Origin of the sequence: Bacillus sp. JJ634 (genome assembly GCF_036962285.1) — a bacterium.
Classification (GTDB): domain Bacteria; phylum Bacillota; class Bacilli; order Bacillales; family DSM-1321; genus Peribacillus; species Peribacillus asahii_A.
The window spans coordinates 1-21,159 of the sequence record NZ_JBALMU010000078.1; the positions used below are offsets into that span (position 1 = coordinate 1).

Sequence of the window (21,159 nt, forward strand, 5' to 3'; positions counted from 1 at the left end):
ATATTTGTTAGAAATACAGTTGTCTTTATATCGTAGAATAAGGTGGGAATTGTCATCCATTGAAGAAATGAATCAGCTAAAAGCTTATTTAATGAATGACTTTGTTAAACAGTGTCCTATAACAGGGCCTAACGAATAATTGACCTCTATTATAGATAAACCTTTGGAGAGACTCTGAACGAGCACCAAAGGAGAAAATCAAGAGCCAAACTCTAGGCATAGGGTTGGTACATATCTAATAAAAGTCATTTATGATATTCGGTTGTATCTATTTTGTAATAGGTTTAATTCTATCGCAAGGTTATGAGAAATGAATAGCTCAATATTAAAAACGCTACAATTTTAACTTAGACTAGTGGGGGAACATTTATGAAAAGCATATTGAAAAAGTGGGGTCAATTGGGTCTGGTAAAACAAATAATTGTAGGTTTGGTTATTGGTATTATCTTGGCTATAACGATTCCAGAAGCAGCGAAACCTGTTGCACTTTTAGGCTCTTTATTTGTAGGTGCTCTGAAAGCGATTGCACCTGTGTTGGTACTCTTCTTGGTTATGTCGGCCATCGCTCAACATAAGAGTGGTCACAAAACGAATATGAAATCCGTTATTTTCTTATACCTGTTAGGAACTTTTTTAGCTGGATTAATCGCTGTTATTGTAAGTTTTATTTTTCCTGTAGGGTTAACACTTACAAAGGGTGCTGAGGGTGTGACGCCCCCTAGTGGTGTTGTAGAGGTTCTCAAATCATTACTGCTGAGTATTGTTGATAATCCAGTTAATGCAATTTCTAAGGGGAACTATATCGGTATTTTAGCTTGGGCGATACTTCTTGGTTTGGCTTTAAGAAGTGCCGCTGATACGACAAAAACGATGATTGCTAATCTTTCAGATGCGGTATCCAAAGTAGTTACATGGGTTATTAAGTTGGCTCCATTAGGAATCATGGGTCTAGTATTTGAGTCTATTACTGCAAATGGACTTGAGGCGTTACTAGGCTATGGGAAATTGCTGGTCATTTTAATTGGTTGCATGCTCTTTGTGGCGCTGGTTATCAATCCAATCATTGTGTTTGTCTATATAAGACAAAATCCTTACCCGCTTGTTTTTAGGTGCCTAAAGGAAAGCGCTATTACAGCATTCTTTACACGTAGCTCAGCTGCAAATATTCCTGTCAATATGAGATTATGCGAAAATCTAGGTTTGAATAAGGATAGTTATTCAGTATCCATTCCATTAGGTGCAACCATCAATATGGCTGGTGCTGCTGTTACTATTTCTGTTTTGACACTTGCAGCGGTTCATACACTTGGTATTCAAGTGGACATCCCTACAGCAATCATTCTTAGCGTATTGTCAGCTGTATGTGCTTGCGGTGCTTCAGGGGTTGCTGGTGGATCGTTATTACTGATTCCTCTAGCATGCAGCTTATTTGGAATCCCAGCTGAGATTGCTATGCAGGTAGTTGGAGTAGGCTTTATCATCGGTGTTTTACAAGACTCTTTTGAAACGGCACTTAACTCATCTACAGATGTACTGTTCACGGCAGCGGCTGAATTTAAAGAGTGGCGTAAAGAAGGAAAAACAATAGATATTAACAAAGTAGCATAAAGAAGAAATCTTCTTATCTGCGATGGAACTGCACCTCAATGGTTAGACTCGACTAACCATTAAAGGTGCAGTTTTTTTGTTTTCCGCTTATGCAATTATATGATTAGTGACTTTATATAGCTTATCCTTTTTCTATGTTTTAAATTTAAATAAATTCAAATTTTTCTGTAAAATATACTTGACTACTAGGAATAATAGGTATTATAGTATTAACAAATATAATATTAGACCGACTAGACAACTAGAGGCTTTCTAAGTATTTGCTTAGGAGGCCTCTGTCTTTTTTATAAAACATTTTCAAAAGGAGGTTCATATGAACGCATTACGTCAGTATGTTAATCATTTTATTGTTGGCCAGGTTGAGAAAGGGAAGCAGCTCGGAAGAACGATAGGGTTTCCGACAGCCAATTTGAATATCGCAAACAATGTCTTCTTAGAAAGTGGAGTTTATGGTGTATACGTGTATTATCAGTCAAAAAAATATTTAGGTATGATGAACGTTGGGAATCGCCCTTCTTTTAACGATGGTAACCATCAAACAATCGAAGTTCATATCATCGATTTTAATGAATATATTTATGATGAAATTTTAACAGTGGAAATAATGTTTTATATTCGAAAGGAGAAAAAGTTTAACCAACTACAAGATCTTATTTCTCAATTAAAGGCTGATAAATTTTATGCTCGTAAGCAATTTCATTTACTTAAATAACATATGGGAAGAGGAGATTATGGATAAGTTTGAAAAGATTTGTCATGTACCTGATTTGAAGTTCACTCAATTTTGCGAACAACATTTTTCTCTGAATAAAGGAATTTATAATACGATTGACCTTTGGTTTTATAATAGAGGATTAACTAATATTTTGAATAGAAGAAAAGTTATGTTGCGATTTATGATTTTTAGTTGTACGGATGAAGCAAAGGTAAAATTTGGACCAGGTGGTTTGACAAGAAAGCTAGAAGATTTTTGGTATCAAGCAAATGAGGTGTTACAAGAAAATTAGGAACTACTATAGCTATAATTCCTAGTTAGTACATGTATATAGTGTGTATTATGTAGCTGGTTAGACAATTGAAGGTCCTATTGATATGAAATTACAAGGACTTTTGCATAAGAGGGGAGGCTTTTCCATGCTAATTGAAAAAGCACAAAAACTACAAGATATAGTGAAATCATTAACAGAAGAATTTGTAAAAACAGCAAGCGAACGAGATAAGCGTGGCGGTACTGCGAAAGAGGAGCGTGACCTCATTCGTCATAGTGGGTTACTCCGTTTAACAGCTCCTAAAAAATACGGTGGTTACGGAGAGAATTGGAAAAGAGTTTTACGTATTACACGTGAAATAGCTAAAGTAGATAGTTCGGTAGCTCATTTATTTGGTTATCATTTTTTATGTCTTGCTTCCGTTGAGCTATACGGTACACCAGAACAAGTTGAGCAGTTTACAAAGGAAACAGCAGAAAACAATTATTTCTGGGGGAATGCGTTTAATCCTCTTGATACTCATGTAACTGCTACAAAGGGAGATAACGGATGGATCATTAATGGTCAAAAAAGCTTTTGCTCTGGTGCAGCAGATTCAGATAGGTTACTCATTTCTGCTCAAAAGGATGATGGTTCTGGTGTCTTAATTGCTGTCATTCCGACAAATCGCGGAGGTGTTTTGTTGGGGCATGATTGGGATAGCTTTGGACAGCGTCAGACGGATAGTGGTTCTGTGACCTTTGAACATGTAATTGTACATGATACAGAGGTACTTGATGCTTACGAAGCGACTGATAGCAACTTATTCGCTACAGTACGTACGCATATTGCTCAGTCTATTTTGATTCACGTTTTACTCGGGACAGCTGAAGGAGCGTTTGAGGCTGCCAAAGACTATACAAAAACAAAGACGCGTCCGTGGGTGACATCTCATGTCGATCAGGCAATAAATGACCCGTATAACATTTATCACTACGGTGACTTATTTGTTCAATTGAAAGCTGCGGATGCTCTTGTACATATTTCTAATGAGATATTGGAAAATACATGGGCGCTAAAAACTAGCATTACGGAAGAGCAGCGTGGGGAATGTAGCATCGCTGTTGCCACTGCGAAAGTGCAAGTCGTACAAACGGCGCTTGATGTGACAAGTCGGGTGTTCCAAATGATGGGGGCTCGGGCAACTTCAGCGCAATATAACTTTGATCGCTACTGGCGTAATGTACGTACCCATACATTACATGATCCGATTGACTATAAAATTCGTGATCTTGGTCAGTATACCTTAAATAACCAATACCCAGAAATTTCAGCGTATTCATAAGGAGGAAGTGTTAATGGAAATCTTTTGGTTTATCCCGACGAATGGTGACTTTCGTCAATTAAATAATAATGAAGGTTCACGTCCTGCAACATATAACTATTGTAAGCAAATTGCAGAAGCAGTAGATGATTTAGGCTATACAGGTGTTTTAATTCCAACGGGAAAAACGTGTGAAGAAGGATTTATTGTCGCCTCGACACTCGTACCTGTAACAAAAAACCTAAAGTATTTAGTAGCGGTACGCCCAGGTTTAATGTCACCAAGCTTTGCGGCACGTATGTCTGCAACATTAGATCGATTTTCTGATGGTCGATTATTAATTAATGTTGTTGCTGGAGGTGACCCAATAGAACTGGCAGGAGAAGGTGTATTTTTAGATCACGACGAACGCTATGAGTTAACAGATGAGTTTTTAAAAATTTGGCGTCAATTATTTACAGAAGAAAAGGTCAATTTAAAAGGAGAGTATTTACAAATCGAAGGGGGTCAATTACCATACCCTACGATTCAAAAACCATATCCGCCATTATACTTCGGAGGCTCTTCGCCCGTTGCAATGGATGTGGCTGCAGAGCATGTCGATGTATATTTAACATGGGGTGAGCCGCCAGCTAAGGTGGAGGAAAAAATTAATAAAATGCGTGAGCTCGCAGCAGCGCAAGGAAGAACATTAAAATTTGGCATACGACTACACGTCATTGTACGTCCAACGGAAGAGGAAGCATGGGAAGCAGCTAATAAGCTCATTGAACACGTGGATGATGAAACCATTGCACAAGCGCAAAAAGTATTTAAACGTATGGATTCAGAAGGTCAACGCTTAATGACGAGTCTGCATGAAGGAGACCGTGCTCGACTAGAAGTGAGTCCAAATTTATGGGCCGGAGTAGGATTGGTGCGAACAGGTGCAGGTACAGCACTTGTAGGCGATCCCGATACGGTTGCTGCACGTATAAAAGAATACGCTGATTTAGGCATCGAAACGTTTATTCTATCAGGTTATCCACATTTAGAAGAAGCCTATACAACAGCCGAATTATTATTCCCTAAACTTCCAATAGAAAGAAAGGATACGTCGAACCAACGAACATTCCTTAGTCCATTCGGTGGGGATATTAAACCAGCCGTTGTTAAATAACAGGTCTATGAAATAGAATTAGCCTGCTAGAAGCTAGAGGTTGTATATAAATCCAATTCAATTTTCTCACATTCTCCTATCTAGGAGCCAAAAATCAACAATCCTATTTCTATTTAACAAGTTGAATAAATATTGCTTACTGGACCACCAGAGGCTCATGTTGATTCCTTTCGTTAAGGATTCTGATGTGAGTCTCTTTTTTATTCTAAAAATGAAGGGGGAACTATTATGAGTTTACAATTTGCTTATTGGGCGCCAAACGTTAGTGGAGGTCTAGTCGTCTCCCAATTACCACAAAAAACAGGTTGGTCATTTGAAGATAATAAACGCTACGCTCAAATTGCTGAAGAAATTGGCTTTGATTATGTACTATTGCAAACAAGGTTTTTCGCAAGCTATGGCGCTGAAAATCAATTAGAGGCTTCTGCGCTTGCTTCTGCACTTGCCGCTTCAACAGAAAAATTGAACATTATTACAGCTGTTCTACCGGGTCTATGGCATCCAGGAGTTATGGCGAAAATTATCTCAACGATTGATCATATTAGCAATGGTCGTGCTGCTATTAATATTGTCAGCGGCTGGTTTAAAGGTGAATTTCAAGGTTACGGAGAACCATGGTTGGATCACGATGAACGCTATCGCCGCTCTGAAGAATTTATCGAAGTTCTTCAAGAAATGTGGACAAAAGAAAAGGCGAATTATCGAGGAGATTTTTACCGATTGAACGATGCACCATTAAAGCCCAAACCTATTAATCCTCCAAAAATCTTTCAAGGAGGGAATTCTAAAGCAGCCAAAGAAATGGCTGGACGCGTTTCCGATGTATATTTTATGAACGGAGGCTCCCTTGAAAAAATTAAGGAACAAATTGATGAAGTAAGAGCATTGAGGAAGGCTAGCGGTAAAGGTGACATCCAGTTTGGGGTTAATGGTTTCGTTATTGTCCGTGATACAGAAGAAGAGGCAAGACAAGTGTTACGCGATATTGTGGAAAATGCGCATAAAGAAGCAGTTGAAGGATTTAGAAGCTCAGTTCAAACCGCAGGGGCAGCTTCACCTGAAGGAAAAGGAATGTGGGCAGAATCCACTTTCGAAGATCTTGTACAATATAATGACGGTTTTAAAACAGGGCTCATTGGAACGGCTGAACAAGTGGCTGACCGCATCCTTGAATTGAAAAAAAATGGCGTTGATATCGTACTTACAGGGTTTCTTCACTATGAAGAAGACCTAAGAGCATTTGGGGAAAAGGTCATTCCCATTGTCAGAGAAAAAGAAAAAAGAATTAGTAGTTTGCTAGAAATAAACTAAACTTCCATTAGTAAAGGTTTTTCTCAGTCTTTACTGATGATTGGTCACTTGGTCAGAATTTGGCTGTGGAAGCACTCGGACTTACAAGTGAACAAATTCAGTTACTCGTTGATAATGTACACCATCTGTTAGATGAACAAATAGAAAAAGACACAGAAGCTGCCTGGCGAGAAAGGCAGTTTTTGCGGTTAAATCCAACAACATATTTGTAATATTCATAAATGTGAAAGGGTTATAAGTAAATGTTGTAGTTTGAATAAAGTTTGATCAAAAACTCTGTGTTAAATATGCAGGGTTTTTTTGTTGTGCAATTGGGTGCTTTAACGAATAGCTATCGTTCAATCAAAATGGAATATAGCCTTTCTATCACTGAAAACCATCTGTATTTTCAAAATATTTAGAATTATCGTTATCATTTATATAGAAACTCTTTCAAATCACTTTGTTTTTCGTATATAATGTTTAAAAATGGTAAAAATGATTAACTTTACATAAAGTAATGGTTTATATAATTTATAAGGGCGGGGTGTACTATGATTGGGGAATTATCAAATAGAGAACTAATAGAAGAGATTGAAGTAACAAGAAAAAATATGGTACTAACTGGAATAGGCTTTGGCTTAACACACCCTGACACAATAGAGCTCAGTCATAGATTAGATAATTTATTGAATGATTTATATAAACCTAATAATAGGGAGCAATTATTTTTTTACATTGATAAAGGTTAGTTAGAGAACTTAATTTTTTAGATACTTGATGACTCTGTAATTTTAACTAAGTAATTAAACTATCAAATAAACAACAGACCCAGTTTTAGGACTGGGTTATTTGTCGTGCAATCGAGATGGATATTTTATTATCCTAGTTATTTATTTAACGAAATTCATCGTTATTTAGGAAAGTATAGTAGTAATGATTTGGGGATTAAAGGATTCTTGTAGAAGTATGTCTATAAAAAAACTTAGATAAAATTGACCATTTTTTTACATTAATGTATAGTCGTGTAGTTCGGTGGTTGTAAATGAACTTTATATTAAGACCGACTAGTCGGTTTAAACATAGTGAAGGAAAGAGGAAGACCTCACTGTTTGTTCCTCTATATAAACTAATCGATTTTTTTGAATCAGATTCAAATTTTATCAAACGGATCAAACCATTGATATATAAATATTTATAAAGGGGGAAATTATGGCGATTTACAACCGGAAAGAGGGGCAGGAACAACCCTATTGGCCAGTAGGACCATTTAAAATCAGATTACCATTTGTTCATTACCGCTGGGAAAAGGCAGAATTTATTCAAGCACTTATTATGTTTGTCGTAAGTTTGGGAATGATTCCTTTATTACAAGAATTTTTAGGATTACCTTATGAAATTGCTTTAGCGTATGTGTTTATCGGTGGGATAGGTTTTATGCTGCCTTCTCTTCTTGGGGTTGCTATGGTACCAGGGTGGATCACGCCAGCTATCCCTGTTGTTACGTTGTATTTAGCGGAGTTTGAACCAGGTCCAGAAGCAATCCGAGCTCTCTTTGCTTTACAATTTATAGTCTTTCTTATTTTCTTTTTCCTTGGAGTTACAAAATTAGGCGAAAAACTAGTTAATCTTGTTCCTAATTCACTACAAGCTGGAATTTTAATAGGAGCTGGTATTGCGGCTCTTATGGGGGAAATTTCAACAGATGGACGTTTAATGGATACACCTATCTCTCTTATTTTAGGTAGTTTGGTAGCCTTTTATTTACTATTTTCTTTATCTTTTAAAAATTTAGTACATAAAAATAAGCTAGCTAAAATGATTGCCAACTATGGTCTTGTACCGGCCATGATTATAGCTATGATTATTGGATGGACAGCGAGTGAATATCCTGCTCCAAATATTGATTGGGGAATTACGAGTCCAGCATTTGCTGAAATGTGGAATTACCTGCCGTTTGTAGTTGGTTTTCCAGAACTTGATATCTTTTTAATGGCCATCCCAACAGCTATCATTGCTTACATTATTGCCTTCGGAGATATCATTGTTGGAAAAGCACTTCTTAAACGGGCTGAAGAAGTGAGAACGGACGAAAAAATTGATGCAGATGTAAACAGAGTCCATTTAGTAACAGCTATTCGTAATTTAATTCATTCATTCTTTGCGCCATATCCAGGTCTTGCAGGTCCTCTTTGGACACCGGTTCAAGCAACTGTTGCTGAACGCTATAAGTATGGTCGTAAAGCTATGGATTCTATCCATAGTGGAATGGGAACGTTCTGGATTGCTGGATTTTTAGCTTTGTTTATTTTACCGCTTGTTAGTATGTTCCAACCGGTATTACCAATTGCTTTGTCCATAACCCTTATTATCACAGGCTATGTGTGTATTAGTGTAGGAATTGAACAAGTTAATACAACAGTAGAGCGCGGAGTAGCTGGTACTATGGCTATTGTATTAGCTGTTCATGGAGCTACTTACGGTCTGATTGCCGGAATTGTACTTTATTTCCTTATTGAGAAAACATCTTTGTTTAAAAAGAAAGAACAAGGGGCAGAGGAAGAAAAGACAAGGAAAGCAGGATGATATTAGGAGCTTAATTACATTTAATATAAGGTAATCTATACACTTTATTTTCTCCTTCCTTTTACTTTTGAAAGGAAGGTTTTTTATATGGCAAGCTTATGCATGTGTCAATAACTATCACGTCTTGTATTAATTGAGAAATGATTCATATTCTAGGACGGAGTGGAGAAACTATTGATGTATTCATTACATCAGAAAGGAGATTGATTAAATGGTTAAGCGAAAAGCTGAAAGAAACGCTGTAGAGAAATATAGTAAAACACCGAAGAAAAACATTGAGGAAGCGGACTATACGGTTGAATTTGCTGCTGGAGAAGATCCAATGAAAGGGGCAAATCGTAACTCTAAACAAGGTAGAGAAGGAAGAGGGAACTCAATATAGCCCTCGTTGCGAAGTTGAAGTATTTTGCATGTAATTTTATCCCACACTTAACGGACAGTAAGCCTGCCACCCCAAGCCTATGAGGAAACAAAGAAGATAGTTAGGAGACAACTGCCCGTGGAACATGATTAACCATCAGTGGGGATGAAGGAAAATTCCCACTGGTGGAAGTTTCACTTCATATAGGGAATTCAAAGAGAGGTTCACTCTAAAAGGACATGATGAATGGACTTTTTTGAGTGAACCTCTTCTTTTAAAGATTGACACACTGAAATTAAAGGGATTGAAACCTTTTTATGCTAGATTCGTATAAACTTAGGAAACTAGTTAATAAAGGAGTGTTTGATATGGAGGAGAGATTGGAAAATGTGAATAAGGGGGCACAGTTGAAGCCATCCTTATTCGGAATGATTGGAAGCCCTGGAGAGCAATTGGAAAGAATCCGTCAGCATCCAAAAATTTGGTTGGCTATGCTGATTATAACAACGATTTTTACAGTTGGAACTGTTTTGACGATGATGGCGATGGACACGGCTAGTCTTATTGGTGAGGATATACCGGCAGAAGGACAAGTATTAATGGAGATTTTTACGATTGTAGTAGGTGTTGTGATGGGACTATTTACGCCTATTATCTCTGTCTTGATTAGTAGTGTAATTATCTTAATTATTGCGAAGATTACTCAATCAGATGTTACCTTTAAACAGCTTTTTTCGATGAATACATATATTTGTCTTATAGTGGCACTTGGTGCATTACTAAATGGACTTGTTCGTTTTCTTATAGGCGGCAATCCAGAAATTTATGTAACGAGTTTGGCAGGGCTGCTTAATTCAGAGTCTTACGTATTAGGAGCTATCGAAGTATTTACGATTTGGAGTCTTATTTTGACCGGAATTGGTTTGAACAAGGTAGCGCGTTTGTCTAAAGGGCTTTCTTGGACTGTTGCGATTGTGTTTTTTCTTTTCCAAATTGGAATGGCGGTTATCAGCGGCATGTTTGCTGGAATGTAATGACAAGGGGGAGAGTTACAGATTTTTTGAACGAAAAATCCCATGAAGGGTACTTCATTTAGAGAGAAAAGAAGCTAATGAACCGCTGCATACAGGCTGTTCATTAGCTTCTTTTCATAAGGTGTTATTAAATGAGTTCATCAACAATATCGTTTCACTTTATTTGGTTGATTGGGCTTTATAAGGCCATTTGTTATTTAAAGCATTGATAAATAATCTAACATTTTTTTTATCTTGTATGATAGGAGAATACACATAGGAAAGCGTTCTAGTAAAGGATTGATTTTTCAATTGAATAATGGAGAGATTCCTATGCTGTACGTCTTTTTCAATGACACTATGGGATAAGAGAGAGAGGCCCATGCCATTCATAAGCGTTTCTTTAATTCCCTGATTGCTGCTTATTGTAAGGAGTGATTTAACTTTCAAACCATTTGAACGAATGACGTGGTTCAGATATTCACGTGTCCCTGATCCAACTTCTCTTGTTATCCATGCTTGATCTTGAAGATCAGCTACTGTAACTTCGTCTTTACAAGCAAGCTTATGGTTGTTGGAGGAAACAATAAAGAGCTCATCTTGCATAAAAGCGTGTACGGAAAGCTCCTTTTCATTCGTTTGGCCTTCAATCAAACCAATATCTACTTGATACAAGCGAACAGATTGAATGATTTCTCTTGTATTTCCAATAACAACATGAAGTTCAAGCTCAGGATAATTTTTTTGAAGGTCAAAGAGTAAGGAAGGCAATATATATTCACCGATTGTAAAACTGGCCCCTATTTTTAATTCTCCTTTGATGGAGTTATGCTGTTCAAGAATGTCTTGTTTAGTTTGCTCGTAAATTGTGATGATTTGCTTGGCACGGTCGTATAAAATTTCACCAGTTGGAGTGATTTTTAACAACTTTGGAGAACGTAGAAATAATTTAGTTTGAAATTCTTTTTCAAGATTTTTAATGTGTAAGCTGACACTTGGTTGCGACATGCGAAGGGTTTCAGCTGTTTTGGTGAAATTTTTAACTTCTACAAGAGTTACAAATGTTTTTAATGCATCATAATACACAAGAAACCCACCTTATTATTAATAATCTTAATAGTTGCAATAATTTATATATATTTTACTAATCCCTTATCTTGCTGTAAACTTCAATTAGGATTTTTTTAGGAAGCGTTCTAGCTGGGAGGGCAATTGAAAGAAAAAATTAATTAGGAAACGTTATATAAGAATGCTATAATGGGTTATATAACATAAAAACCGACTTAACCTATAAAGATTATGTTGGTATATTAAGGAAATGATAGTAAGTATTTTTTACTAGAAGGTTAATGTTGAATTTTGTTAAAACTAGTCAGTAAACAACATACTAAAAAGCATATATTCTTTTGTGAGGTGGATATCGTTGCAAATTCAGGTAATGAACAGTCCGTTTAATCAGGAGCAGGCGGAGCTCCTTAACCGTCTTCTGCCAACTTTGACAGAAACACAAAAAAATTGGTTGAGCGGTTATATGGCTGCTTCCGTTCCAGGAACAGCTGGAGCACCGGTAGAAGAGGCCAAAGCTCAAAGTGCCGCTCCGGCAATTTCTAAAGAAGTGACCATTCTTTATGGCTCACAAAGTGGAAACGCGCAGGGACTTGCGAAAAATGCGGGCAAGACACTTACGGAGAGCGGCTTCCAAGTAACTGTCTCAGCGATGAGTGATTTTAAGCCGAATAATTTGAAGAAAATTCAAAATCTTCTTATTGTCGCAAGTACACATGGAGAAGGAGAACCGCCGGATAACGCGATATCGTTCCATGAATTTTTATATAGTAAACGTGCGCCAAAGCTCGACAATCTTAACTTTTCTGTTTTGGCTCTTGGAGATAGTTCTTATGAATTATTTTGTCAAACAGGAAAAGATTTTGATCAACGCTTAGCAGAGCTTGGTGGTACACGACTTTACCCACGTTTTGATTGCGATCTTGACTATGATGAGCCGGCAGCGGAATGGCTTGAAGGAGTTTTGGTCAGCCTAAGTGAAGCGCAGGGCGGAAGTGCTGCTCCTGTTCAGGCAGCAGCATCTCCAACAGGTGAATCGGTCTACTCTCGAACAAATCCGTTCAAAGCGGAAGTACTTGAAAATATCAATTTAAATGGCCGTGGCTCGAATAAAGAAACACGCCACCTTGAATTATCACTTGAAGGATCTGGACTGACATTTGAACCGGGAGATACTCTTGGTGTGTATCCGGAAAATGATCCGGCTCTTGTAGAAGCACTTCTTGGGGAAATGAAGTGGGATTCGGAAGAAAAGGTAACGGTTAATAAACAGGGAGAGGTCCGTTCGCTTAAAGATGCACTTACTTCTTACTTTGAAATTACTGTTTTAACAAAACCGCTTCTTGGGCAGGTAGCCGAGATTTCAGCAGATGAAGATTTACATGAGCTTGTATCACCAGGAAATGAAGAAAAAGTAAAAGCGTATCTTGAAGGACGCGATTTACTTGATGTTGTTCGTGATTTTAATCTATCAGGTATACCTGCACAGAAATTTATCTCGATTCTTCGAAAAATTCCAGCTCGTCTGTATTCCATTTCGAGCAGCTTAGCTGCGAATCCAGATGAAGTGCACTTAACGATTGGTGCTGTTCGTTACGAGGCACATGGACGTGAACGAAATGGTGTTTGCTCGATTTTATGTGCGGAACGTTTGCAGCCAGGGGATACTCTGCCAATCTATATTCAGCATAATCAAAACTTTAAGCTACCAGCTAATCCAGATACGCCAGTTATTATGATTGGACCAGGAACAGGTGTTGCACCGTTTAGATCTTTTATGCAGGAGCGTGAGGAAACTGGTGCTGAAGGGAAATCATGGATGTTCTTTGGAGACCAGCACTTCGTAACAGATTTCCTTTACCAAACAGAATGGCAAAAATGGTTGCAAGATGGTGTACTGACAAAAATGGATGTCGCATTTTCGCGTGATACGGATGAAAAAGTGTATGTACAGCACCGCCTGCTTGAACATAGTAAAGAATTGTTTGAATGGCTTCAAGAAGGAGCAGCTGTTTACATTTGCGGAGATGAGAAAAACATGGCACATGATGTCCATAACACTTTACTTGAGATTATTGAAAAAGAAGGCGGCATGAGCCGTGAAGAAGCTGTACAATATTTAACGGATATGCAGCAACAAAAACGTTATCAACGCGATGTATACTGATTGTTTATTGAAAGGAGTTTTTTCTAGATGGTGAATCAAATTTTAAAAGCACCCGAGGGACCGCCAAGTGATGTAGAAGGCATTAAAGAGAGAAGTGACTATTTGCGCGGTACGCTGAAAGAACAAATGTTGGATCGACTTAGTGCGGGAATTCCTGAAGACGATAACCGCTTGATGAAACATCATGGCAGTTACTTACAGGATGATCGTGATCTTCGTAATGAGCGTCAAAAGCAAAAACTTGAACCAGCGTATCAATTCATGCTGCGTGTTCGTATGGCAGGTGGTGTGTCTACACCGGATCAATGGCTTGTTATGGATGAGCTTGCTGATAAATACGGTAACGGCACGTTGAAATTGACTACACGAGAAACATTTCAAATGCATGGAATTTTAAAATGGAATATGAAGAAAACAATCCAGGAAATCAATGCGGCTCTTTTAGACACGATTGCAGCATGCGGCGATGTGAACCGAAACGTGATGTGTGCTTCAAATCCATATCAATCTGAAGTCCATGCAGAAGTATATGAATGGTCTAAAAAATTGAGTGATGATTTATTGCCACGCACAAGAGCTTATCATGAAATTTGGCTTGATGAAGAAAAAGTAGCTGGCACACCGGAAGTAGAAGAAGTCGAGCCAATGTACGGACCGCTTTACTTGCCGAGAAAGTTTAAAATCGGGATTGCCGTTCCTCCATCCAATGACATAGATGTCTTTTCACAGGATCTTGGCTTCATTGCTATTGTTGAAGACGGCAAGCTTGTCGGGTTTAACGTAGCGATTGGCGGCGGTATGGGTATGACTCATGGTGATAAAGCAACATATCCACAGCTTTCTAAAGTAATTGGTTTCTGTAAGCCAAATCAACTTTATGATGTAGCAGAAAAAGTGATTACGATTCAGCGTGATTACGGAAACCGTTCTGTCCGTAAAAATGCTCGTTTCAAGTATACAGTGGACCGCCTTGGTCTACAAACAGTTAAGGATGAGCTAGAGCACCGCCTTGGCTGGAGCTTGGATGAAGCGAAACCCTATCATTTTGAAAGTAATGGCGATCGTTATGGCTGGGTGAAGGGTATCCAAGGAAAATGGCATTTAACATTGTTCATTGAAGGTGGCCGTATTGCCGATTTTGATGATTACAAGCTAAAAACTGGTTTACGTGAAATTGCTAAGATTCATAAAGGGGATTTCCGTTTAACAAGTAATCAAAACTTAATCATTGGAAATGTATCAAGTCAGAAAAAGAAACAAATCAACGAATTGGTTGAAAAATACGGATTAACAGACGGAAAACAATATTCAGCATTACGCCGCAGCTCCATAGCTTGCGTGGCTTTACCAACATGTGGTTTAGCGATGGCGGAAGCGGAACGCTATTTACCAAGATTGATTGATAAGATTGAAGAAATCGTGGATGAAAATGGTCTTCGCGATGAAGAAATCACGATCCGTATGACAGGATGCCCGAACGGGTGTGCACGTCATGCGCTAGGTGAAATCGGCTTTATCGGTAAAGCACCAGGCAAATACAATATGTATCTTGGTGCAGCTTTTGATGGCAGCCGTTTAAGTAAAATGCATCGCGAAAACATCGGTGAAGAAGAAATTTTAAATGAACTACGCGTGCTGCTTCCTCGCTACGCGAAAGAGCGTCAAGAAGGAGAGCACTTCGGTGACTTTGTTATTCGCGCAGGCATCATTAAAGCAACGACAGATGGTACCAATTTCCACGAGTAATAAAGATGTAGATGTATGAGAGACAGGGAATGATTCCTGTCTCTTTTTTTGATATAGTAAACCTTTTTGAGTCTTTACAGTACAAGAAATTATCCATAAAGGTTGTACCTCCGACATGAGTGAAATGCTAAGCACTTTTTTAATTTAAGGGGTGCTTTTTCATAATTGTTTCTAAAAACGCGGCTAATCATTTGTTTTTACTATAGTTTTTGGTAGTATATGTTTATAGTTAAATTTTTACAATATTTAGAATCTTTGTTCTACTAACTTGCTTGTGAATAGAAGGGAGTAATAATGAAAATGAAACCGGACCAGGTTACATCAATGAAGTCGGAGAGCGATGCTCATTTAAGGCAGTTGGCATCAGTGGGTAAGATTGCAGCAGGAATTGCTCATGAGGTTAAGAATCCATTAACGGCAGTAAAAGGTTTTTTACAATTGCTGCAGCAAGAAAGCAGTAACCAGTATATAGATATTGCTCACTCGGAATTAGATAACGCCTTAACAACATTAAATAATCTGCTTCAAGTTTCTAAGCCTGATTTGGAATTTGAAGAGTATCAAACCATTCATTTATCAGTAGAACTAGAATCTATTCTAAATTTATTTCAAGATAAAATGTACGATGTTACAATCATTACAGATTTTAAAAATAATGATGTTACGATTGTTGGAAAGAAAAATCAATTTAAAAAGGCATTTTTCAATCTTATTAAAAATGCATTTGAATCAATGGATGGAGAAGGAACATTAATGATTACGCATGAATCAGTGAATAATGAGGTAATCGTTACCATTCAAGATACAGGGATTGGAATTTCGAAAGATAAACTAGACTTACTTGGAACTCCTTTTTTTACAACCAAGGATTTAGGTACTGGTTTGGGGCTGACTCAAGTGTTTTCTGTTATTTATCAACATGGCGGGAGAATCGTCGTTGATAGTGAAGAAAATCAAGGGACAACATTTACAATTAAGATTCCTCAACTTAATAAAAAATGTAACCAAGGAGTTAAAAATTTGAATTTAAAATTTGAAGAAAATTATTGTATTAAAAACTTCTTTTCTGAAAATCGAAAAGTCTTTGAAGAGAGATTATTAGAAGAAGCCATTAATGTAAAAGGAAAAGTTGAAGAAATACATCGTGTTGGAAATATAAACCTTCTAAATAATGCGCATAAGCTTGTATTATTTGTTGTAGAAGAACGAGAACATGAATTAATTTCCTTTGCTAAGCAAGAAGGAGTAGCATGGGCCAAATATTCATTAACACTTGCCTTCAAGTTAGAGTGGATTCAGGCAATCCGGCGAACTTTATGGGATTTCTTATATCATTTTGATTTACTGAACAAAACGGAAGTGAATCGGGCAACATTTTTTATGTTGGAAAAAAGTATAAATAAATCGATTGATTTATTTTTTACTTACTTTTTTATCAGTTACTCTAAGTACAAAGATGAATTACTAGATAAGCAACGAAATCTAGTAGAGAATCTTTCTGTTCCTATTATTCCTATTAATGATAAGATATGCATTTTACCGTTAATTGGTATGATTGATTATTTAAGGATTTCCACTATTCAAGATAAAGTCCTCACTGAAATCGAAACTCATCATATAGAAACATTAATTATCGACCTCTCAGGTATTACTCCTATGGAACAAGAAATAACGAACAATTTTATAAAAATCATTGATGGTATATCCATGATGGGCTGTAAACTCATCATAACAGGAATGCGGGCTGAAATTGTGAGGAGCTTCACAGATTTAGGCATCAGCATAAATCATCAAGCAAAATTCAAAGGCACTCTACAGCTAGCGTTGAATGATTTTTTTACTGAAAGGTCACAGTGACATAAATAATTGTGGGTAAAATGTGTATAAGTCTGTGGGTAGAAAATTAGTACTTTTGGGCAAGGGGAAGCTTATGGATAACTTCTCTTGCCCAATCTAGTCATCTTTGAATGGCCTATCAGCCAAAGCTGCTTCTTACGATAGCTATTCACAAGTATTAACACTCGAACAGCTTACTTCTTTAGATAATTGATAGGAAGCTTGAGGAATGTTCCTTGCCTTATAATCAATGTCATCTGAGGAATAAATCGTAATAATCACTTGGCCTCCGTATCTTATAGCTCGGATTAAAATCGGCTGGTTATAATTATTTTTAAAGCTAAAATCAGGACCATACCAACTGACTGTAGCATCGCGACCAGGTGGAACATAAGGAACACGTCTACTGTGAGAATAACGCTCCATAATCTCCATTCCGGTGCGATCAATAGCATTAAACAGAGTGGAGGATACTTGACAAATCCCTCCCCCAATCCCTTCTGAAAACTCTCCTTTTACGATAATGCGAGCTGGTAAATAGCCTCTTTCTGCGGTTCTCCTGCCAACGACTTTGTTAAATGAAAAGATTTCTCCAGGAAAAACGACATGATTATTAATAGCTTCTGCAGCCAGTGAGATATTTTGTGTGCGGTTTTTATTCGCACTATTAAAGTAAGTCACATATTGCCCAATTTTTTGTACGCGAATGTGAGCAAGCAACTCGCTGTCTACTCTTGGATGAATAGGGAGCAAGGGCACTTCTATGTTGGCTGTTCCACTGCCGAAAAAAGAGGTATAAAATTGCTCCTCAAATATTTTCTTGTATAATTTATAACCTGTTTGCCCAGGGATAATGTTGCCTGCATTATCAATTCCAGCGTCTACAGGCGCTTTATATACTTGTTTGTCTATTTCCTCAATCAGTTGGTTGTATTTATCTCTGTCCACCATTGGCGTATCCGGTAAAGCAATCGTAAAATCTGAGCGGGAGATATGAGCGATTGTTTGTCCTTGATGGGTGATTAATAAATCGTTTGAAGGATGCGCTGGTTGAATGAATAGTAAGATTGCTGTAAGCCATGCAAATTTCATAAATAGGTACCTCACAATATAAATGTAGTTGTACTAAATCAGTTAGGCATGCTGGCACACTCCTATATTTAGTTTGGATAAAAGCAAGAATCTAATCCTTTTTTTTTGAGTCACAGTGACATAATTATATGTGGATAAAATGTGGACTACTTTGTGTATAACTACCTCTTATGGGAATTTCTCCTTTTGGTTATTTCAACATATATATAGAAGTAGGCAGAGGAGGGGGAGCAATGGATAAGTTTTATAAGCATATTGAAACTGCAGTGATTCATGAGGGGTACGATCCGAAGCAGTATATGGGGAGTCTGGCTGGGCCGATTTTTCAAACATCGACATTTGTTTTTGATCATGCTGAACAAGGAGAGCGACGGTTTTCTGGTGAGGAAGAGGGATATATCTATTCCAGGCTCGGCAACCCAACTGTTAAAATACTCGAAGATCGAATTGCCATGCTTGAGCGAGGCGAAGCAGGCCTTGCATTTGGCTCGGGAATGGCTGCTGTGTCTGCTGTGTTGCTTGCACTCACGAAAGCAAATGATCATATTATCTGCTCGCAAGGCTTGTATGGCTGTACATTTGGCCTTTTACATTTGATGGAGGAAAAATATAATATTACGCATAATTTCTCTGAAATGCGAACGGAGGAACAGATAGAGGCAGTCATTCGGCCGGAAACTGTCTGCATCTATGTGGAAACACCGATTAATCCGACAATGAAAATGATAGATCTTGCGATGGTTGTTAAAGTGGCGAAGAAATATGGGATTGCCGTTGTCGTGGACAATACGTTCTCATCTCCTTACCTTCAGCAGCCGCTTGTCTTAGACTGTGATGTTGTTTTACACAGTGCGACAAAGTATATTTGTGGGCACGGTGATGTAGTTGCTGGGCTTGTTGTTGGCTCAAAGGAATTCATTAACAAAGTAACGAGGACAACTCAAAAAGATATTGGTGGAATTATCTCGCCTTTCGATGCTTGGCTGCTGCTGCGAGGCCTAAAGACACTTCCCGTTAGAATGGACCGTCATTCGGAAAATGCGGCGCAGCTATTTGATAAATTGAAGCAACACCCAAGTGTAGCACAGGTTTTCTATCCGGGTGATCGAGAGCATCCGGATTACGAGATTATGAAGAAGCAGATGAGGCAAGGTGGAGGGATTATTTCATTTGAAATCAAAGGAACAAAGAAGGATGCCCAAAAGCTATTAAATGCTCTAAAGCTCATTAAGATTGCCGTCAGCCTTGGGGATGCTGAAACACTGATTCAGCACCCAGCTACGATGACGCATTCCAGTGTGCCTTCAGAAAAGCGAGAGGCAATGGGAATTACTGATCAGCTTATTCGCCTTTCGGTCGGCCTGGAGAACTGGGAAGATCTTTGGGAAGACTTAAATCAAGCATTGGATGGCTTGCAGAATTAAGGGAGGAACCTAATCAAAAAAATCAGTACCTCATTATGGAGAGGTACTGATTTTTTATTTAGGCTTTATTCTAGGGCGTATCATTTTGATATAGTTATTAAATTTTCTTTAAATGGAATTTTCGGCATTTATATAACCTGCGCCATAAAGATTGGAGTTGGTATCTTTCCATTGAACGGTCCCTTTTTTTAACCTTTCTTTGACTTCATTGGGCGTTAGATGTGGATGATGTTCAAGCATTAAGGCAACAATCCCTGCACAAATGGGCGTGGCCATGGACGTACCGGAAAGGGAGAAATAGTTGGATTGGACTCGACGTGAGCTTCGTAATTTATCTAAATAGGAATTTGGGGAACGAAGGGAGATGATGTTGACTCCTGGAGCTAATAGATCTGGCTTTGTTTCACCGTAAAGGGTTGGTCCTCTACTAGAAAAATCAGCAGCAACATCATCTTGCTGTATCTGCGTATTTCGATCATCAAGAGCACCTACTGTAATGACTTCATTGCTAATTCCTGGGCTTGCAATGGTTCTGTCCCTAGGGCCGGAGTTACCTGCTGCTACACATACAACGATGCCGCTTTGCCAAGCCTTTTCCACTACTTGTACCATTGGGTCAGCATTTTCCTCTTTAAATCGCTGGGGAGGACTTCCTAAAGATAAGCTGATAACGTGGATTGGGTTGTTTGGATGATTACGATTGTATTCTATACACCATTCAACCCCTTGCATGACCGTTTCAAGTGAACCTGCCCCTAAACGATCTAGTACTTTAACACCAATAATATTAGCTTTTGGAGCTGCTCCTTTATACTTTCTGCCTGAAGCAGCTCCGTTTCCAGCAGCCGCACCAGCGCAATGTGTCCCATGGCCATTATCATCATAAGGAGCGGATCGTCGATTGATAAAGTCTACAAAATGAACGATTCTTCCCTCAAGGTCTGAATGTGGATAGACTCCCGTATCAATAATAGCGATTGTGATTCCTTGCCCGGTTAGTTGTTTATTATTTCGGACAACATGATCTGCTTGAACGGAAGGAATGGCATAATCGAGGAGTGCTTGTACTTGTCTGTTTAAATAAACTTTTCGAATCGTCGAATCGCTTTTACATAGATCTGCTAAAACGGCAACGGTGACGTCTACACTACAACAAGGTACAGAAGAAAATTGATTTTTGAATTGGCAATGAGCATGTGTTGTTAAGGAGTGCTGTAACTGCTGTACACTTTGTTTTTGACATTCAATATCGTCAAATTCCACAATGACAGATAATTTCACAGCATGCATGAATACAGGTCCTAGTCGATGCTGTATAGATTTGGGGGCTTGTTTAAAACGTTTATAAAGATTCAGAATCTCTATTTGAAGTGGCTTGTCCAGCTGATGAGCATGGGTTTGTATAAATTGAATCACTGAATAATCAAACATTCTATCACTCCTATTAAAAATAGATTCATCATTAGATTATGGTTGGAATCGAGTTTTGGTAACGGTGTTCATAACGTAAAAAACAATTA

17 protein-coding genes are annotated in these 21,159 nt (G+C 38.1%); 14 read left to right on the forward strand and 3 right to left on the reverse strand.

From position 1 onward, the window contains the following. Positions 1 to 369 precede the first annotated feature (369 nt). From sstT to yknW, 10 genes are all read left to right on the forward strand, one after another. Positions 370 to 1,608 carry a serine/threonine transporter SstT gene (gene sstT / locus V7068_RS13025; protein WP_499713147.1) on the forward strand — a complete coding sequence of 413 codons (1,239 nt, stop codon included), beginning with the start codon at positions 370 to 372 and terminating at the stop codon, positions 1,606 to 1,608. Between the two features lie 313 nt (positions 1,609 to 1,921). Beyond that, positions 1,922 to 2,320, forward strand: coding sequence for a riboflavin kinase (locus V7068_RS13030; protein ID WP_499713148.1), 399 nt, complete (start codon positions 1,922 to 1,924; stop codon positions 2,318 to 2,320). A gap of 19 nt (positions 2,321 to 2,339) precedes the next feature. Beyond that, entirely contained in the window at positions 2,340 to 2,615 is a 276-nt protein-coding gene (locus V7068_RS13035) for a hypothetical protein (protein ID WP_375349964.1), read from the forward strand. 127 nt (positions 2,616 to 2,742) lie between these two features. Next, positions 2,743 to 3,921 carry an acyl-CoA dehydrogenase family protein gene (locus V7068_RS13040; protein WP_499713149.1) on the forward strand — a complete coding sequence of 393 codons (1,179 nt, stop codon included), beginning with the start codon at positions 2,743 to 2,745 and terminating at the stop codon, positions 3,919 to 3,921. Positions 3,922 to 3,934: 13 nt separating this feature from the next. Then, positions 3,935 to 5,059 carry an FMNH2-dependent alkanesulfonate monooxygenase gene (gene ssuD / locus V7068_RS13045; protein ID WP_499713150.1) on the forward strand — a complete coding sequence of 375 codons (1,125 nt, stop codon included), beginning with the start codon at positions 3,935 to 3,937 and terminating at the stop codon, positions 5,057 to 5,059. Positions 5,060 to 5,287: 228 nt separating this feature from the next. Then, complete coding sequence (gene sfnG, locus V7068_RS13050; RefSeq protein ID WP_499713151.1) at positions 5,288 to 6,370, forward strand: dimethylsulfone monooxygenase SfnG; 1,083 nt, start codon at positions 5,288 to 5,290, stop codon at positions 6,368 to 6,370. Positions 6,371 to 6,903: 533 nt separating this feature from the next. After that, the gene (locus tag V7068_RS13055; RefSeq protein WP_127759027.1) at positions 6,904 to 7,101 is read left to right on the forward strand and encodes an aspartyl-phosphate phosphatase Spo0E family protein; all 198 of its coding nucleotides are present in this window, start codon (positions 6,904 to 6,906) and stop codon (positions 7,099 to 7,101) included. A 460-nt stretch (positions 7,102 to 7,561) separates the two neighbouring features. Then, complete coding sequence (locus tag V7068_RS13060; protein ID WP_499713152.1) at positions 7,562 to 8,935, forward strand: solute carrier family 23 protein; 1,374 nt, start codon at positions 7,562 to 7,564, stop codon at positions 8,933 to 8,935. Positions 8,936 to 9,146: 211 nt separating this feature from the next. Then, entirely contained in the window at positions 9,147 to 9,317 is a 171-nt protein-coding gene (gene ykzP, locus V7068_RS13065) for a protein YkzP (protein WP_164853119.1), read from the forward strand. A 347-nt stretch (positions 9,318 to 9,664) separates the two neighbouring features. Further along, a complete protein-coding gene (gene yknW / locus V7068_RS13070; protein ID WP_499713153.1) occupies positions 9,665 to 10,330 on the forward strand; it encodes a YknW family membrane protein in 666 nt (221 codons plus the stop codon). Positions 10,331 to 10,489: 159 nt separating this feature from the next. Here yknW and V7068_RS13075 read toward each other — a convergent pair whose 3' ends face one another. Beyond that, complete coding sequence (locus tag V7068_RS13075) at positions 10,490 to 11,395, reverse strand: LysR family transcriptional regulator (protein WP_252292909.1); 906 nt, start codon at positions 11,393 to 11,395, stop codon at positions 10,490 to 10,492. A 337-nt stretch (positions 11,396 to 11,732) separates the two neighbouring features. Between V7068_RS13075 and V7068_RS13080 the strand changes: the two genes are divergently transcribed. The 3 genes from V7068_RS13080 (at position 11,733) to V7068_RS13090 (ending at position 17,144) form a co-directional block, all read left to right on the forward strand. Next, positions 11,733 to 13,541, forward strand: coding sequence for an assimilatory sulfite reductase (NADPH) flavoprotein subunit (locus V7068_RS13080; RefSeq protein ID WP_499713154.1), 1,809 nt, complete (start codon positions 11,733 to 11,735; stop codon positions 13,539 to 13,541). Between the two features lie 27 nt (positions 13,542 to 13,568). Continuing rightward, a complete protein-coding gene (gene cysI, locus V7068_RS13085) occupies positions 13,569 to 15,287 on the forward strand; it encodes an assimilatory sulfite reductase (NADPH) hemoprotein subunit (RefSeq protein ID WP_499713155.1) in 1,719 nt (572 codons plus the stop codon). A gap of 294 nt (positions 15,288 to 15,581) precedes the next feature. Beyond that, complete coding sequence (locus V7068_RS13090; protein ID WP_499713156.1) at positions 15,582 to 17,144, forward strand: ATP-binding protein; 1,563 nt, start codon at positions 15,582 to 15,584, stop codon at positions 17,142 to 17,144. A gap of 144 nt (positions 17,145 to 17,288) precedes the next feature. Here V7068_RS13090 and V7068_RS13095 read toward each other — a convergent pair whose 3' ends face one another. Beyond that, positions 17,289 to 18,215, reverse strand: coding sequence for a VanW family protein (locus tag V7068_RS13095; protein ID WP_499713157.1), 927 nt, complete (start codon positions 18,213 to 18,215; stop codon positions 17,289 to 17,291). Positions 18,216 to 18,448: 233 nt separating this feature from the next. Here V7068_RS13095 and megL point away from each other — a divergent pair, with 233 nt between their 5' ends. Further along, the gene (megL, locus tag V7068_RS13100) at positions 18,449 to 19,639 is read left to right on the forward strand and encodes a methionine gamma-lyase (protein WP_499713158.1); all 1,191 of its coding nucleotides are present in this window, start codon (positions 18,449 to 18,451) and stop codon (positions 19,637 to 19,639) included. A 108-nt stretch (positions 19,640 to 19,747) separates the two neighbouring features. On the opposite strand, the gene V7068_RS13105 is transcribed toward megL, so the two are convergent. Then, positions 19,748 to 21,070 (reverse strand): S8 family peptidase, encoded by a 1,323-nt coding sequence (locus V7068_RS13105; RefSeq protein WP_499713159.1) that lies wholly within the window; start codon positions 21,068 to 21,070, stop codon positions 19,748 to 19,750. Between the last annotated feature and the right edge of the window lie 89 nt (positions 21,071 to 21,159).